Below are 16,126 nucleotides of genomic sequence, written 5' to 3'. Positions count from 1 at the left end.
GCGCTACCTCTTGAGAAGTTTTACCACCAGTGTGTAGGATATTCCCTTTTCCCCAGTTTATTGAAAATCACACCAATTAATACCAAAATAAAGGCGCCCAGAGTAACCGGATTGAAGATGTACATATATGCAGCGCCTAACCCGCCTGTTTGAACGGCTATATATGCCGTTGCGCCGGCTGGCGGATGAATTGAATAGGTTACTGTCATAAGTACCAGGGCAAGGGCAACACCAAGCGCAATAGACCAAAACGTAGCGCCGAAGAAATCATGAACGACTATTCCAATGCACGCTGAAACGAAATGTCCCAGAAGAACATTTCTCGGTTGTGCCAGCGGAGACTTATAGGCGCCATAAATCAACACAGAGCTGGCGCCGAACGGCCCCAGGAGCATAGGGAACCTCCAGAGATAGGCAAGCAATGCGGTAAACCCTATGCCCAAAAATGCGCCCCATAAGGAAAGCCATACTTCTCTTGAAGGAATCGCAGAATGCGGAGTCATCGGTAATTTTTTTATAACTGAGCTAACCTTGTTAATCCTTTCTGTGAATGGCATTTTATCCCTCTCCTTATTTGAGTATTTTCTGATAAAATCAGTAAGATACACCGAAATACCTCTTTTGTCTTCTTCGGTATCCTTTTGTACTTCAAATGCAACGTCCAAGACCTTCTTTTCCTCTGCTGTTTGCCTCTTTTTGACCATCCACAATTTCCTTTCCATGCGCGCGCCTCATTATGTAATCAAACGTTTACTAAAATTTACACAAAATACATGCCAATTTTTTTGGCAAAACAAAATGTCGCTCATATTTTACATAAAAGGTAGCAAAGTGACACATTACACAAATGATGATTGTAATCAACAGAAATAGTGAAGAACTATCGGACCAAACGGATCCTTTCATTGTGGAAGGGTTGTTTCATGTGTTGTATTGCTATTTGCACAATTAAATATTATGTATACATACGGTTATTTAGAAGGCACAAATAAACATATGGTAACAAGCTGATGGAGTGATCAGGGATGCTTCATTAAGCAGTCCTTTGCGCTTCGTCTGGAAATAATCCAAAAGGCAGGTGTGGATATTTATCTGAATAAGGGGATATGATTTTACAAATTGCCAGTTAAGCGTAGAGGAATTTCAAACTTTTCTCCACCCCCTTAATCCCCCTCACAGCAGGGGTAAGGGGGTGGAATTTTGTCGTAAAAAGATATCTGTGTAAGTGCCGAAGGCCTAGTTAAATGTTAAGGAATTTCAAACCAGCTCTAGTGGCAAGGCGTACCTTGCCACTGTACTGTTTTGAAAAGCCGATAGGTTTTGTCTTGACTCTCAAGCTCATCATTCTTTTGATGCGTTCTTAAAAAAAATTCTCTGTCTTTTGTCTTATACATCCTCTGCCTTCAGTGCATTGCAGTTGCTACATTTCGTTGTGTGCCCGTCAGGGTTTTTTCCTCCATAAATGAAAGACACATGAGACAAACGAGGGATACAAAGATATATCCGAGAGAATAATTGTTCGTATAATCTTTAATTGTGCCTAAAATTATTGGGAGAAAGAAGCCGCCAAGACCTCCTGCCGCTCCTACCAGCCCCCCTACAGCTCCTGTATCTTTTGGAAAGTATTCTGCCACGAGTTTGTATACGACACCATTGCCAATGCCAAGACAGGTTCCCATAATGTAGAACACCATGAGTGAGGTTGTCAGCGATACGTTTAAATTAAGGAATACCGTTATGACAAGTACAATTACCGTAAGGAGTACCATTATTTTTCTTCCATTGAATCTGTCGCCGAGATACCCCCCCAAAATTCGGGTAAATGACGAAAGAAATACAAATATCGATGTGAAGCCCCCGGCCTTTACTGGTGAAATAGTATAAAAATCGCAAAGATACGATGGCAACCATATCGAAAAGCACACGAAGAATCCAAAAAACATAAAATAGAATAAGCAAAAAATCCAGGCTAGTCTGGAAGATTTAAAGAGTTTCAGTTTATCGCTTATGGTAGAAACCTTAACATTCGTTGATTTTGGGGCATTGGAAGTAAAAAACCAGTAGATAAATGCCATCAGGAGCAATGGGAATGCATAAATGATAAATGCCTTATTCCATCCCAAAGATTCTGCGATAAATGGCGCTCCAAAAGCGGAGAGGGCAGTGCCGGCGTTTCCCACGCCATAAACCCCCAATGCAAATCCCTGTTTTTTCTTTGGATACCATTCCGAGACGTGCGGAATTCCAACAGCGAAAGAAGAACCTATTAAACCGAAAAAGAATCCACACACTAACAAAAAACCATAACTATGCGCAAAACCAGTAAAAAACAGAGATGCGAACCCAAAAAGAAGCATAATCGTAAAAACGAGTCTTCCGCCGTACTTGTCAGTCACAATGCCCATAGGAATTTTTGCGAGGGAACCAAGTAATACCGGGGTTGCAAGCAATAATCCCACCGATGTGGAAGACAGATTAAATTCTTCCTGAAAATATATTGCCAAAGGAGCAAACAACGTCCAACCTGCAAAGCACAATGCAAATGCCACTGTTGCAAGTATCATTACCCTTGTATTGCCGTTTGGTGTTTGTATCGATTCATTTGCAGACATATTCATAAAAAATCTCCTGATAATGTAAATGTATCGCCATGCGGAAATAATTGTGATTTGTTAGCGATGATAAAAATAGCATAGTTCAAACGATTGTTAACTTAAGTGCAGATAATGAAACAGTTTAAATTCGGTCTTTACCTTTAGAGGACATTTATATAATCCTTCCGTAATTAAAGAACTTGTTTGCTTTATGTAAAACAAGGTATCATCTTTTGTCTTCATCAAAGTAAAATAACCATATACCTGCCCATCCCGAAAGAGCATAGATAATGTCTTTTCATGATCAAATGGATGCGCATATAATTCTTTGACCTGCTTACCGATTACGTCATCGGCTGAATGAAATCCAAAAAGCTTTGCCCCACTGGCATCGATATGGGTAATGACGCCATCGTAAGAGGGCTCATACTCATACCAACCCTTTGCGTCCTTTACATCAGGAAGCGTTTTTGATACGCTCTCCGTTGATGCGCGTATATTCTCCATACAAATTCTCCTTCATAAACATTTTTTACTGTTTTATCTCCCATGCCATAACGGACTTTTCCAATAATTGTGTTGCATTGTTTTCGACAACCCCTTTCTCCTTATTTTCCTTGTTCATAGTATTTTCTGATTTGAAGGTCGGAAGTTTCTTCTTAAACGTGGAAATCTTACTCTTAATGAAATCTTCATCTCTCTGTACTACAAGGGAACCCAGGGTATTGAAAGGATTGCGTACTTTGTATTTTTGCTCCCGAAGATACCCGCGCTCTTTCCTTAATTCATAACCGTCCAGGACTGCTATGACAAATCCAATGGTAATGATGGTTGTTACTCCCAGAAACGCTTTGTGAGGTACAGACAAATATTTGAGCATATAACCAGTGCTTAACTTTCTGTAAGTCAATATTGCCATTACAAATGCAGGAATGAGCATCGCTATCATAAGCGACTTTGTCATCGAGCTAATATTATTTAAGGCGCAGAAAGCTTCATCTGCATCAATTTCAACAATGAGTCCCATGTTGAAATCTTTCAGCCAACTCCATGCGCCCACGACTTGTAACCCACCGTAATCCCTGTATCCCTTCAGATCATAGCCATTCACCTTTTCCGTAATGCACCTTTTCACCCCTTTTGTAATCATTTGATTATCAGGGTCTGCGACAACATGACATGTTTTGCAAGTATCACCGGTATTTTTGATGTGTTCTGAAAATCTTGATTGAGTAATCATGATACCTTCTTTATTTACCAGATAAGCTTCACCGGTCTTTCCAAATACAACATTTTTCATGGCCTGATTCAGCATCGAGGTGTCCATCCATAGCACCACGGCTCCTATCACATCGTGGTTTTCACCTTTAATGGGATACGACAGAAACAACGAAGGTATCTCGTCTTCTTTTCCCTCTTTAATACTGTCGCTATAAGAATAATGAATCACATCGGAAAAATATGTTTTTCCATCATATAAGGTTTCCTGGATATTGCGGAATGCCTTTTCCTTCATAATATTCTTGCCAATCATAGATATTTCATCTTCTGTTGTCGCCTGAATGATACCTGCGCCGTCACAAATAAATATTCCTCTATATCCATAATCAGCCTTTGTGCATTCCAACTGCGTTTCTAACCTGAGGTATTCATGCTCGTTTTTCCCATTTATAAGGTTTACAAATTTTTCATCACCATGAATCAATAATGTGCTAAGAATGGCATCTGAAATAGCCCTGGCATGTGATTCCCTCTCATGCCGCAATAGGGTTAGCATATCTTTTTGTTTATTGAGCAGACCCTCAAGATTATTTTTTACTCCATGTTTTAACTCTGCGCTCGCCTTTGGAAATGCAAGCATCCTGAACAATACCAGGGGAAATAGCCCGAAAAACACAAATGTAATAATGACCACGACAATCCGTTTTTTTAATATTCCAATCATAGTCTTGCCCTTTCTAAGGAAAAATTACATCACCGGGAAATTATCAGTATTGGTAAATTCAGTAAGATGTGTCCCGCTGTCATTTTCATCAATGGCTCTGTAGCTGATTATTTGCCCTTTTTAAGTATACGAATATATACTTGACATATTATAATCTGTAAAGTATCATATGTCAATAGATAGTATACAAATGTTTACAAAGTAGAGGCTTGATATGGTCTGAATATGAGCGCGCATCCGGAAAATAATTTCCCGGGGGAATGTTTGGTTGTAGGATTTCAATATCGATTATGCCTTTGACAGAGAATAATGAGTTAATAATTTTGGCAGTAACAGAGTGAAATTTTGCTCAATGAATGGAGGCATTATTATGAAAAAAATAGAAGCTATAATAAGGCCAGAAAGGTTTGATGTTGTCAAGGATGCTTTGTTACAGTTGGGCTATCCGGGAATGACTGTTACGCAGGTCAACGGACACGGCAATCAAAAGGGTATAAGTCAGATATGGCGTGGAAGGAGATTCCGGATTGATCTGCTCTTAAAGATCAAAATCGAAATAACGGTAAGAGATGCCGATGTGGAAAACATTGTAAATACCATCATTAGTGAATCCCAGACGGGAAGCATTGGTGACGGAAAGATATTCATTTCTCATGTAGAAAATGCTTATCGTGTTCGCACAAAGGAGTCAGGTGAAGCCGCAATCTAGAGTGAATGGCAGAGCCTGAATTTCGTTGGCTACGGTTGGGTTAAGATACGAAGCCCGACGAAAAGAGAGAATGAAATGCACTGAAAAAAGTTACTCCATGTATTGTTTTCTGTATGATCACTAATTTAATATTGTTCGAAGCGTCTCTATCTGACTTTTCCCTACTACTCTCTCTATTTCCTTCCTGATTTCTTGCGCATCAAAAGGTTTTTTGATATATCCTTTGGCGCCTAACCTGAGGGCATCCTCCTTCTTATTCTCCCAGCCAAGCGCAGTAATCATTATTACGTTTGCGCCGGGATCCTCTTTTTTAATAGCCGCTAATGTCTGAATTCCATCGCTCTCCCCCATCAGGATATCCATTGTTACCAAGTCAGGTTTGAGTTCCTTGTATAGCTTTACTGCCTCATTTCCATCCCCGGTTAAGCCTACGACTTCATGGCACGCTTTCTCAACAATGTGTTGCAAGGTGTGTCTCATAAGGGCAGAGTCATCGACAATAAGTATTTTTGCCATAAAATTTACTCCTTTCCCGAACGAATCAGAAGAGTATTTTTGATAGGAGATGCTGAAATAAGCGTGTCCTGATGAAGATCAGGATTCAGCATGACATTTTCCGCTTTTGTCATTCCGAATTGCGTTTTTTCATTCCGAACTTGTTTCGGAATCTCCTGTATTATTATAGGTTTTCTTCCGACTCATTCGAGTTAGTCTTCTAAAAACCTTAAAAGTTCGTTACCTTAAAAATTAGCTCATACGTTCTTGATATTACCTGGTATTCCGGTTTTTGATAAAAATATTTTTGCTGGAAATGTTAAAATATTTTTTGTAAGGAACTATTTATTTCTTTGTGTATACAATGTGACACAATTACGTCCTTTCTTTTTCGACTCGAACAAGGCCTTGTCTGCAAAATCAATGAGATCGTTTTTCGTGAAAGGATCTACGGCAGGCCTTATTTCAGCAATGCCGCAACATATTGTTACATGATAGTTTTTGTCCTTATAGATAAAATTATGCAGGGCGATTGATTGACGAAGTTTTTCTGCCACGCTTTGAGCATCTTTTCCGGTCGTTTCAACAAGGATAATCGCAAATTCCTCTCCGCCATAACGGGCGATTATGTCATGGCTTCTGAGCGATTGTCTTATTACTTTGCACAGTTCTTTCAAAATAAAATCGCCGGTTTGATGTCCATATTTGTCATTGAATATTTTGAAATCGTCGACGTCTGCCAGGATGAGACTGAGGGTGGTACCTTTACGGGCTGAAAGACTAATCTCATTTTCAAGATAGCCCTGAAAATAACCATGATTATATACTTCTGTTAAGCTGTCCAATTGTGCGAGTTTATCGAGCCGGTTGTTCTTTTCTTCCAGATCTTTGGTGAGTCTTTGCAATTGCACCAGGGCATCAACGAGCTTTCTGTTCGTCTGATCGCACGTCAGGTTTATGATACTCAGGGCTGCATTTGCCTCTTGCAGGATTTGTTCTATCGATTTTTGATTTTCAATATGAAAACCAAATACATCGGCGGTTTTCCTGATTTCTGAAGTAACATGTTCCAATATCCTGTCAATGATTGTATCATCGAACCCAAGTATTGCCTCGGATTCATTTCGAAATTTTTGATGATATTCCAGTGGCTTGTTTGAGTAAAGAATGTTGGTAAGCAGATCCGACAGATAGACAACGTTAACGATAACCTTAAGCTTTTTGTCGTCACCTTTATAATTTTCCGGACAATGGTGATAGTGTATGGGAGTCAATAATATATCGGGAAAATTCCAGTTTTTGGCAACCTCGTATCCGATAAAGGCATGGTCTGCTCCTATAATTTGCTGTTCCAATTCAATGATATCCTTATCACTCCCGGACGCCTCTGATAATACTTGTTCATATTCTTGAGGAAATGAAAGGGCTATAATCAGTTCTCCGATATTTTCTAAAAGTCCGGAGACGAAGATCTCTTCCCAATCGGATTTGACGATCTCTGTTATGATAAGCTTTGCCGCTACTGCGTTGGCGAGTGATTGCTCCCAGAATTTTTCGTAATTAAAGGTGTCATTTTTATCCTTAGCCCTTATGGATAAAAAAGAAAAAGAAAGGAGCATGCTTCTGATTGTATTTATTCCGAGTCTTGATGCTGCCTGGTGTATTGTACTTACTTTATGGGGAAGATTGTAAAAGGCGGAATTAGCCGTCTTTAATACCTTTGCAGACAGGGAAACATCTTTTGAAACCATATCTGCAATCTCCTTCATACCTGTTTTTTCATTCGATGAAATGGAAAGAAGCTTACATGCAACTACAGGCAAGGTAGGCAAAGAAGGCGATTCTAGGACAATTTTTAAGATATCATCCCTTGTCATAGTGGGTTCTCCACTATAATAGCTTCCAACTTTGACCTGAGACGCCCTAGCTCTTTTTCGAGCGTAGCATATATTTCTTTAACAGAGGTCAAATTATTCTCCTTTCCCATAATTTCCAATCTCTGCGCCACCTCAAAAACAGGTTTCGCGCAAATGACTCCTGCAGAACCTTTGATGTTGTGGGCAGCGTTTTCCAATGCTTTGCTGTCGTTTTGCGCAACGGCGCTTTGTATCCCTTCTAATTGCGCCGGATAGTTTTCAAGAAATAATCCAGCGAGCTCCCTCAGTAACCCCGCATCACCATCCAATCGGGATAATGCCTCGTTTATGTTAAAGTTCTCTTTTTCCATATATCCTCCTCTGTGTCATTATAAACCAGGTCTTAGACGACTTCCCCCGTTTCCCGTAGAAGTTAAGTTAAAGAATCAATAATCACTGTTAATTTCCTGTTTGCATTGAATCCTTCATGTCCCCCGCTGGCGGGGGACAATGGATTGCAACATCTCCAGCAGTTTTCATACCCTGGTGAGTCGCAAGCAGGCACGGATGAACACGGCTTGTCCATGCACCTCAAATCGCTTAACTTAACACCTATTCCCTGTTCCCTCCTGTTTACGGCGGGGATTATGGGGGGTAATTGAAATTCCTCACCATCATGATATCGCAACCACGCTTTCTATAGCATCAAAAAGTTCCTTTGACTCGATTGGTTTGGATACATACCTATCCATACCGGCCGCCAGACACCTTTCCTTATCACCCTGAACAGCAAGGGCAGTCATGGCAATGATCGGAATATGGCCACCGTTTTCATTTTCGTTGGCGCGAATAGTGGCCGTTGTTTCGAATCCATCCATCTCTGGCATGTGGACATCCATAAGGATAAGATCAAAACGTTCCTTTTTGATGATTTTAAGCGCTTCCTTGCCATTGTTTGCCAAGATAACTTTATGTCCGCGTTTTTCCAGCATGCGCACAGCAAGTTTTTGATTTACGACATTATCCTCCGCAAGAAGGATGCGCAATGATCGCACCCGCTCCGCCTGCGCAGATGATACGTTGTCAATAAAAACCGTATCTTTTAATGATAATGCCTTCTCCTCAGTTGTTGCCTTTGCCTGACTCATGATTAAGCTGATGGCGTCTTTCAAATGTGACCGCGTCACTGGTTTCACTATGTACCCTGTTATATCTAACTCTTTACACCTGGCGATGTCACCGCTTCTGTTGTCTGAGGTAAGCATCAGAATTGTCACATGCGAAAGGTTCAATTCTTTTTTCATCTGTTCTACCACGGTAAATCCATCCATGCCAGGCATATGACAGTCAAGGAACACCAATTTGTAGTGATCGCCTGTACCTTTGGCCTTCCTGAGTTCATCAAGTCCCTTCATACCGTCTTCAGCCTCGTTTACCAATACGCCCCATCCAGAGAGAATTTCCTTAAGGATTCTCCGGTTTGTGGTATTATCGTCTATCACAAGCGTCTTTAGCCCCGCTATATTCAGTTGATTTGATTTATTGTGGATTTTATGTTCAGTTTGAATTCCGAATCGGGCGGTAAAAGTAAAAGTACTTCCACGTCCTGATTCACTCTCTACTCCGATACGTCCACCCATGAGTCCAACAAGGCGCCGGGATATGGCCAGGCCTAAGCCAGTTCCACCAAATTTTCTTGTCGTAGAGCCATCGACCTGTGAGAAACTTTCAAATAAAAGATGTTTCTTGTCCTGAGGAATACCGATTCCCGTATCCTGAACAGAAAACAGCAGGTTTATCTGTTTTCCATTTGATGATTCACTCAGATTTTTATGTACTTTTTCTACACGCAGTACAATTTCTCCTTTTTCTGTAAATTTAATGGCATTCCCAACGAGATTGACGATGATCTGCCGCAACCGAAACGGGTCGCCCACAAGATAAGCTGGTACATCCGGCATAATATGGCATGCAAGCTCAAGCCCCTTTTTGTGGGCGCGCAATGCCATAATTTCACTTATTTTTTCGACGACCTCACAAAGATCAAAATCAACCTCTTCAAGAGTCAGTTTGCCAGCCTCAATCTTTGAAAAATCAAGGATATCATTTATAAGGTCTAAGAGATTTTCCCCTGCCGTTTTGAATAACTGAACATATTCCTGTTGTTCCTTAGTAAGCGGGGTATCCAGGAGTAATTCCGGTATACCGACTATGGCATTCATGGGCGTTCGAATTTCGTGGCTCATGTTGGCAAGGAATTCGCTCTTGGCACGATTGGCAGCCTCTGCCACCTCTCTTGCCTTTTCTAATGTATCCTGGTTTTGCACCTTCACGAGGGCATCGCTTAATTCTTCTGTTTTTCTTTGTATTTCAGACCTCGTTTTACTTAAATTTTGTATCATATTGTTGAACGACAAGCCTAATAATCCAATCTCATCTCTGCTTTTTATGTTTATTACATAATTCAAATCACCGCCAGATACCCTGGCCATCCCAAAAATCAACGTATGTATAGGTTTAACGATACCTCTTGAGATAATGATACTCATGAATACTATCAGCACAAGACCGATGCCTAAAATAGAAAACAAACTATACTTCAATTTTAGTATAGTGAACAGGGTCTCCTCTTTTGCCTGGGCCACAATTATGTGCCATTTCGGAGATTCGTAACCTAAATGAAATGAGCAATTCTCTGCACGATAGACAAACTCTTCAGATTCAGAATAATCGATGATCCCGGGTTGATTTTCTAAAGAAAAACGTGTATTCTTGAACAAATCCTTTTTCCTGGGGTGGGCAATAAATTGATTATGGCTGTTAATAAGCGCAACAAAGCCGGTCTTATCAGTCACTACATTGTCTGTTATCTTCCATATCTGGTCCATATTAAGCTGTCCAACAATTGCCGCCTGCACAATTCCTTTTTCATCTTTTAAAGGAAAGGCAATGGCAATAACAATCTTATATGGATCAAGGATGATATGTGCATCTGAAATATACACATTCCCTTTTATTGCCTCCTGAAACCATTTTTTTGTTTTCCATGTACCCCGATAATTGTACGCTGTAGATTCAATTACTTTACCGCTTACATCGATTAAGGTAATGTCTTCAAAATGACGGTAATATTCCTGGATTTTTTTCATTTTTAACAACTTTTTGTTGGCAGGATAATTCAGGTTTCCCATACTTTTATTCTCAGCCAGTATTTTTATGTCTGCTACACAGCTTTCCAGGAGGCGTTGTATTTCATTTTTCGCGTTTTTAATCGATACGTCAAGATTGTTTCCAATCTCACTTTTTATCTGCTTCTCTGAGTTCTTGAAGAAATAAGTTATGCCAAAGAATAATGGCAGAATTCCCACGACAGAAAAAAGTAAGGGCATTTTAACCCCTAATCGTCTAAATAAGCCTATTTTTTCCATTTTCTAATCTGAAATCAGTTCTGCCCAGCACTCGTTGAATTTTTGTTGAACGTCAGGCTTCAGTATTTCATAGATATCAAATTTGCCCGCTACCTTCATGTAAATATAAGGATTTCTTAAAATTCCCTTATCGACAAATGCCCACGCCTTGTTATTACAATTGGCATAATGAGAATAATTGGTATGCCTGGCGCTTATTTCCGGATGAAGCATAAAATTAAGAAATGCCTCTGCAAGGGTCTTGTTTTTTACGCCTACGGGAACTGCCATGCCTTCCACCCAGTAACCTGTGCCTTCTTTTGGTATTACAAATTTTACGGCATGATTTTCTTCATTAGCAATAGAGGCATCAGCATTGTAACACTGGGCAATCCATAATTCCTCGCTGATCAGTCTTTCCCTGATCTTGTTATACGCCATAAATTTTTCATTTTGCAACAATGGTTTTATTTTCTTTAATATCTTCAGGGCCTCATCCATAACCTTTGGATCGGTTGGATTCAATGGGTAACCCAACAGCTTTTGTCCTATTGACATAACCTCATTGCCATTATTCACCAGCGCCATTTGTCCCTTGTATTTCGTATCCAAAAAAATACGCCAGCTATCAATAGTTTCCTTTACGTATTTACTATTATATGCGATACCTACACCGCCCCAGTCCAAGGTTACGAAATACCCTTTCCATTTCTTATTTATAAGGGTCTTAAATCTTGATTCTATATTCTGGATGTTAGGAATTTGGTCCAGATCGAGTTTTAGTAATAAATTCGTTTTCATCATTAAATCTGCCATGTAATCGGTAGGAAAAACAACATCGTATTGCCCGTGATCAGACTGAACGGCGGAAAACATTTCTTCCTCGTCTTCGTAAAAATCTACATGTACTTTCACGCGAAATTCTTTTTCAAAGTCTGAAATAATCTTTGGGTCGAGGTAGTCTATCCAAGCATACACGTTAAGCACAGATTGTTCGGCATGAGTATAGTTCCTGACACCTGATTCAATGGTGTTTGTATCCGGACTGCATACATTACCAATGCAGATCCCAAACCATATACTAAAAATAAGGACAGGAACACCTTTTATTGTATACATGCTTTTCATTTTTCGTTTTCCTTATTTTTTAATCACGGAGGCTGATTCAATTTCGTAGCCTGAATCCCATAGTTGACAAATGCCCTGCTCCTGCTTAAAATGTAATCTCCGTTGCAAATTCAATTTGGTAAGCAATGTCTGCCCCCCCGTCAAAACGGGGGGCCGGAGCCAGGCCTAGAATATCCCCATCATCCCGCTTTTCGTAATAATACTTTCCCGGGAAAAATATACCTGTCAGGAGATTAAAAGAGATATGTTCCGTTAGATCGTAGCTGCTGTAAAAGTCTAACTCATGGCCGAGATCAGAGCTTAACGCAATCGCACGACCATCCTGTGTCCCTATGGCGTGTTCAAAACTCCTGAGATACCAATAGTCTGCTGATACAGACCATTGGTCTGTTATCTGTATGTCTACTCCGATATTGGGTAATATGAGATCATTTAATTGATAGGCATCACCAAAGATACTTGGCCTTGCGATGCCATAATTCAGAGCATAACCGCCTCCCGTTGCCAGATAAGGACCGTATGCCGCCGGATAAATAGTATCAGAAAGATTGGCATTTGTGGGAGAATAAACGGAAAATGCATAATTGCTATGGGAATGAAAACGGCCATTCACTACATCATCTGCATTCATTTTGTTACCCGAACTTACGAGCAGTTTTGACCTTGGGGTAATTTTTTCAAAACTATAAGAAACATCAGCGTATCCCATATATCCTTTATGGATTATATCCGAACTTTCCCCTATGATATTTGCCTTGCCGAAATTCCGCGCTACTTCGAATCCAAAGTTCAGCTTATCAATGTTCTTATCAATATCGATGCCAATAGTCCCAAGATTATCTTCGTTGACAGGACTAGGATAAGAATTGACGCGGTGATCGGGGGACGTTGTGTCATGCAAGAGGCCAATATACGGCTGAAACGAATATCCATTCCATGCAATAATGGTGTCAAAACTCATAAACTGGGCGTTTGAATCGTATTCTACATCCAATGCCTTTTCCTGCGGAACCTGAGGTCCCAGAATAATTTTATTTACCAGGTCTGGCTTGGCGTAATATACCGTCCATTTGAAATCTTCATCAGCGCTGTAGACACTGAGGCCATAATTCTCATAGTATCCACAAAGTGCATATCCATTCCCTACCTGATAGGGATATTGGCCTATCCTGAACTTTAACGGCAGGTTAAACAGTAATGAATCTACCCAGTATTCTTCGACTCTTGGAATCACCTCTGGAATGCTATAGTTATTGATCTCTCCATAAAAAGTATCAATTTTATTATCAGACATAATCGGGGCATCAAAGTCAAAGGGTCCGTTACTTTCCAATTTAAGAAAAGACGCGAGAACATCTTTATATTCCAGATGAAATTTCATATCATAGGTATATCCCATGTAGATAACACCGTCGCTCTTATCATTATCCAGATCGAGATTGTTACCTAAGGTATTTCCCGATATGCGTAAATGGCTTTCTACAGAAAGTTTTAAATCCGGAGATAAATCATACGAAGTTTCCGGGAAGGCGCGGGATGGTACTAATACAAAAATTAGACAAATTGTATAATATTTAAACATTTTTGCGGTTTTTGATAGTTTAAAAATAACTAAATCACTATGAATCAAATTTAATTCCAAAAAACAAATGATATTCGTCATTACTATGTTATAATAACTCTTTAAAAATAATTGAATAAACTATTCAGGCAATACTCTTGTTGCGAAAGTACGGTGTACGATGATTCCTAGCTTCTTTGTACGAAATATCCCTATATATGGAGACTTGATCCTCTCCCCTATGGCCGGTTTTTCAGATGTTCCGTTTCGGCTTATCTGCCGGGAATTTGGCATGGCAATGAGTTACACAGAAGTAATTTCCATGGATGGGATACTCTGGAAAAACAAAAAGACCTTTAGACTCCTTGATTTCAGGCCGAGAGAGAGACCTGTCATCTTTCAGATTCTTGGTAATGATGAAGACAGGATCGTCGAAGCCTGTCAAATAATAGAGGCATTGGGACCGGACATTATTGATGTTAATATGGGTTGCTCTGTATCGGATATAGCTGGCAAGGGGGCTGGCGCGGGACTCCTGAAAAATCCTGCTAAAATTGGTCGCATTTTTCATAAACTCTCAAAAACCCTCCGGGTCCCGGTAACGGGTAAAATCCGATTGGGATGGGATGACAAATCGCGCAATTATCTGGAGGTTGCCCGGATTCTTGAAGACAACGGCGCCTCTCTCATAGCCGTTCACGGCCGAACGAGATCGCAATTCTTTAACGGCAGGGCCAATTGGGATGCAATTGCTGAAGTCAGGCAGACCGTAAAGATCCCGATAATTGGAAATGGAGATGTGAAGTGTGCGGCAGATATTGAGCGAATCAAACAGAATACAGGATGCGATGGGGTAATGATTGGTAGGGCTGCAATAGGTCATCCCTGGATTTTTCAGCGTAAGGACAGAAATCAGGTTATACCTTCCGACAAGATAGAACTCATCCGGCGACATCTATCGCACATGTTGGAATACTATGGAAGTGATATCGGCATTGTCCTTTTCCGCAAACATGCAATCAAGTATATTATGGGCATGCCGAACGCAACGGAGCTACGCCCACATCTTGTAACCTGCAATAGTTCTGAGAAAATTATCGATCTTATTATCTCTCATTTTGACCGTATTCAGAAACATGTTGCTGCATAATTATTATTTCATTGGGGACGCAGATGAACAAGGATTATCAGGATTTTCATTTAGACTGGATTAACAGGATGAACAAGATAGTAGTAAGAAAGAGAAAAGTTTTAAATTTATGAAAAATGAAACAAGTTGTACAGAATAGGGTAGATAAAATGAAATCAAAACATCCTGTAAATCCTGTCTAAATAACAGAGAGGAAAAAATGAAAACAGGTGTCATATTAATTTCGCATGGCAGTAAACTGAGCAGTGGCAACGATGGATTATTTCAGGTGGCGGACATGCTCCGTGCGATGAACCGATGGGACATCGTGGACGCCGCCTTTCTGCAATTGGCAGAACCTGGATTCCCAGAAGTGGTGAAAAAGATCGTGGAGAGCGGTATAAATCGACTTGTGGTAGTGCCACTCCTGTTGTTTAAAGGGAATCACGTCTATAAAGACATCCCGGAGATGTTGGAAATTGAAAAAAAGAAACATCCTCAGGTCGAGTTTATCTATTCCAATAACATCGGCGCAGATGAGCGGATTGCCCTCATTGCAGCCGACCGCATTCACGAGGTTTTGACAGAAAAACAGTATGGAAACAGGGATCGTATTGAACAACCGCAAGCTATTGTTGACGAGAGTTTTGAAATCATTAATAAACTGGTCGATTTGGAGTCAATGCCTGAACTGCACAGGCCAATTATTCAGCGCGCCATTCATGCTACGGGCGACACAGAATATGCATACAATTTAATCTTCCATCCTAAGGCTGTTGATGCAGGTATCCGCTCAATCAAAAGCGGTAAAAATATTATTACCGATGTAAATATGGTGAAGGCTGGGATCACCAGTGGGCCTGTCGAAAAATTCGGGGGTAAGATCGTTTGCAAGATTTCGGATAAATCTGTTATTGACGAGGCCAAACGCCAAGGTAAGACCCGCGCCATCGTAGCAATGCAACAATCCACAGATGATATGAAAGGCGGTATTGTGGTCATTGGCAATGCCCCCACTGCCTTATTTGAGCTTATTGACCTGATAAAAAGGGGATTAGCACAACCCGCCCTGGTAGTGGGTATTCCTGTGGGCTTTGTAGGGGCAGTCGAGGCAAAACATGCGTTAAAGGATATTTCCATACCTTACATAACCAACACCAACCGAAAAGGCGGCAGCGCCGTGGCTGTATCTATCGTAAATGCTATTATAAAATTAGCAAAAGAATATTAATGAAAACAAGGTGAAAAGGTGAAGATGGAGAAGTGGAGAAAAAGGGGTAGAAGGGATTCTTAAATTTTATT

The 16,126-nt window shown here is 40.4% G+C and carries 13 protein-coding genes; 3 read left to right on the top strand and 10 right to left on the bottom strand.

All coding sequences use genetic code 11. From position 1 onward, the window contains the following. Positions 1-20: 20 nt before the first annotated feature. The 4 genes from BROSI_RS18100 to BROSI_RS18085 all read right to left on the bottom strand — a co-directional run bounded on the left by BROSI_RS18100 (position 21) and on the right by BROSI_RS18085 (position 4,539). Positions 21-722, bottom strand: coding sequence for an HPP family protein (locus BROSI_RS18100; RefSeq protein ID WP_082059315.1), 702 nt, complete (start codon positions 720-722; stop codon positions 21-23). Positions 723-1,403: 681 nt separating this feature from the next. Then, positions 1,404-2,618 carry an MFS transporter gene (locus BROSI_RS18095; RefSeq protein ID WP_052565377.1) on the bottom strand — a complete coding sequence of 405 codons (1,215 nt, stop codon included), beginning with the start codon at positions 2,616-2,618 and terminating at the stop codon, positions 1,404-1,406. Positions 2,619-2,708: 90 nt separating this feature from the next. After that, positions 2,709-3,101: a PAS domain-containing protein gene (locus tag BROSI_RS18090; protein ID WP_052565375.1), complete on the bottom strand. Its 393-nt coding sequence runs from the start codon at positions 3,099-3,101 to the stop codon at positions 2,709-2,711. 25 nt (positions 3,102-3,126) lie between these two features. Beyond that, positions 3,127-4,539 carry a cache domain-containing protein gene (locus BROSI_RS18085; protein WP_052565373.1) on the bottom strand — a complete coding sequence of 471 codons (1,413 nt, stop codon included), beginning with the start codon at positions 4,537-4,539 and terminating at the stop codon, positions 3,127-3,129. 370 nt (positions 4,540-4,909) lie between these two features. Here BROSI_RS18085 and BROSI_RS18080 point away from each other — a divergent pair, with 370 nt between their 5' ends. Continuing rightward, positions 4,910-5,248 carry a P-II family nitrogen regulator gene (locus tag BROSI_RS18080; RefSeq protein WP_052565372.1) on the top strand — a complete coding sequence of 113 codons (339 nt, stop codon included), beginning with the start codon at positions 4,910-4,912 and terminating at the stop codon, positions 5,246-5,248. Positions 5,249-5,368: 120 nt separating this feature from the next. Here the strand turns inward: BROSI_RS18080 and BROSI_RS18075 are convergent, their stop codons facing one another. The 6 genes from BROSI_RS18075 to BROSI_RS18050 all read right to left on the bottom strand — a co-directional run bounded on the left by BROSI_RS18075 (position 5,369) and on the right by BROSI_RS18050 (position 13,716). Then, on the bottom strand, positions 5,369-5,764 hold the full coding sequence (locus BROSI_RS18075) for a response regulator (RefSeq protein ID WP_052565370.1): 396 nt from the start codon (positions 5,762-5,764) through the stop codon (positions 5,369-5,371). Positions 5,765-6,084: 320 nt separating this feature from the next. Continuing rightward, complete coding sequence (locus BROSI_RS18070; RefSeq protein WP_052565368.1) at positions 6,085-7,620, bottom strand: sensor domain-containing diguanylate cyclase; 1,536 nt, start codon at positions 7,618-7,620, stop codon at positions 6,085-6,087. Next, positions 7,617-7,970 (bottom strand): Hpt domain-containing protein, encoded by a 354-nt coding sequence (locus BROSI_RS18065; protein ID WP_052565366.1) that lies wholly within the window; start codon positions 7,968-7,970, stop codon positions 7,617-7,619. Before BROSI_RS18065 ends, BROSI_RS18070 begins: the two co-directional genes overlap by 4 nt. A 303-nt stretch (positions 7,971-8,273) precedes the next feature. Further along, positions 8,274-10,988, bottom strand: coding sequence for a hybrid sensor histidine kinase/response regulator (locus tag BROSI_RS18060; RefSeq protein WP_052565363.1), 2,715 nt, complete (start codon positions 10,986-10,988; stop codon positions 8,274-8,276). Positions 10,989-11,030: 42 nt separating this feature from the next. Next, positions 11,031-12,134 carry an ABC transporter substrate-binding protein gene (locus tag BROSI_RS18055; RefSeq protein WP_052565361.1) on the bottom strand — a complete coding sequence of 368 codons (1,104 nt, stop codon included), beginning with the start codon at positions 12,132-12,134 and terminating at the stop codon, positions 11,031-11,033. An 85-nt stretch (positions 12,135-12,219) separates the two neighbouring features. Then, complete coding sequence (locus tag BROSI_RS18050; RefSeq protein WP_157842622.1) at positions 12,220-13,716, bottom strand: hypothetical protein; 1,497 nt, start codon at positions 13,714-13,716, stop codon at positions 12,220-12,222. Between the two features lie 160 nt (positions 13,717-13,876). Here BROSI_RS18050 and dusB point away from each other — a divergent pair, with 160 nt between their 5' ends. Both dusB and BROSI_RS18040 read left to right on the top strand, forming a co-directional pair. Next, complete coding sequence (gene dusB / locus BROSI_RS18045) at positions 13,877-14,845, top strand: tRNA dihydrouridine synthase DusB (protein ID WP_052565357.1); 969 nt, start codon at positions 13,877-13,879, stop codon at positions 14,843-14,845. 199 nt (positions 14,846-15,044) lie between these two features. Beyond that, complete coding sequence (locus BROSI_RS18040) at positions 15,045-16,055, top strand: precorrin-8X methylmutase (RefSeq protein WP_200891788.1); 1,011 nt, start codon at positions 15,045-15,047, stop codon at positions 16,053-16,055. Positions 16,056-16,126 lie beyond the last annotated feature (71 nt).

Source organism: Candidatus Brocadia sinica JPN1 (assembly GCF_000949635.1).
GTDB lineage: Bacteria > Planctomycetota > Brocadiia > Brocadiales > Brocadiaceae > Brocadia > Brocadia sinica.
The sequence above is the reverse complement of the archived record's forward strand: the minus strand, read 5'-3'. Positions and strand labels throughout refer to the sequence as shown.

Bases quoted from the DNA above. Each gene is read 5' to 3' on its own strand.
- BROSI_RS18100 (WP_082059315.1), bottom strand. From the start codon at position 722: ATGGAAAGGAAATTGTGGATGGTCAAAAAGAGGCAAACAGCAGAGGAA.
- BROSI_RS18095 (WP_052565377.1), bottom strand. From the start codon at position 2,618: ATGAATATGTCTGCAAATGAATCGATACAAACACCAAACGGCAATACA.
- BROSI_RS18090 (WP_052565375.1), bottom strand. From the start codon at position 3,101: ATGGAGAATATACGCGCATCAACGGAGAGCGTATCAAAAACGCTTCCT.
- BROSI_RS18085 (WP_052565373.1), bottom strand. From the start codon at position 4,539: ATGATTGGAATATTAAAAAAACGGATTGTCGTGGTCATTATTACATTT.
- BROSI_RS18080 (WP_052565372.1), top strand. From the start codon at position 4,910: ATGAAAAAAATAGAAGCTATAATAAGGCCAGAAAGGTTTGATGTTGTC.
- BROSI_RS18075 (WP_052565370.1), bottom strand. From the start codon at position 5,764: ATGGCAAAAATACTTATTGTCGATGACTCTGCCCTTATGAGACACACC.
- BROSI_RS18070 (WP_052565368.1), bottom strand. From the start codon at position 7,620: ATGACAAGGGATGATATCTTAAAAATTGTCCTAGAATCGCCTTCTTTG.
- BROSI_RS18065 (WP_052565366.1), bottom strand. From the start codon at position 7,970: ATGGAAAAAGAGAACTTTAACATAAACGAGGCATTATCCCGATTGGAT.
- BROSI_RS18060 (WP_052565363.1), bottom strand. From the start codon at position 10,988: ATGCCCTTACTTTTTTCTGTCGTGGGAATTCTGCCATTATTCTTTGGC.
- BROSI_RS18055 (WP_052565361.1), bottom strand. From the start codon at position 12,134: ATGAAAAGCATGTATACAATAAAAGGTGTTCCTGTCCTTATTTTTAGT.
- BROSI_RS18050 (WP_157842622.1), bottom strand. From the start codon at position 13,716: ATGTTTAAATATTATACAATTTGTCTAATTTTTGTATTAGTACCATCC.
- dusB (WP_052565357.1), top strand. From the start codon at position 13,877: ATGATTCCTAGCTTCTTTGTACGAAATATCCCTATATATGGAGACTTG.
- BROSI_RS18040 (WP_200891788.1), top strand. From the start codon at position 15,045: ATGAAAACAGGTGTCATATTAATTTCGCATGGCAGTAAACTGAGCAGT.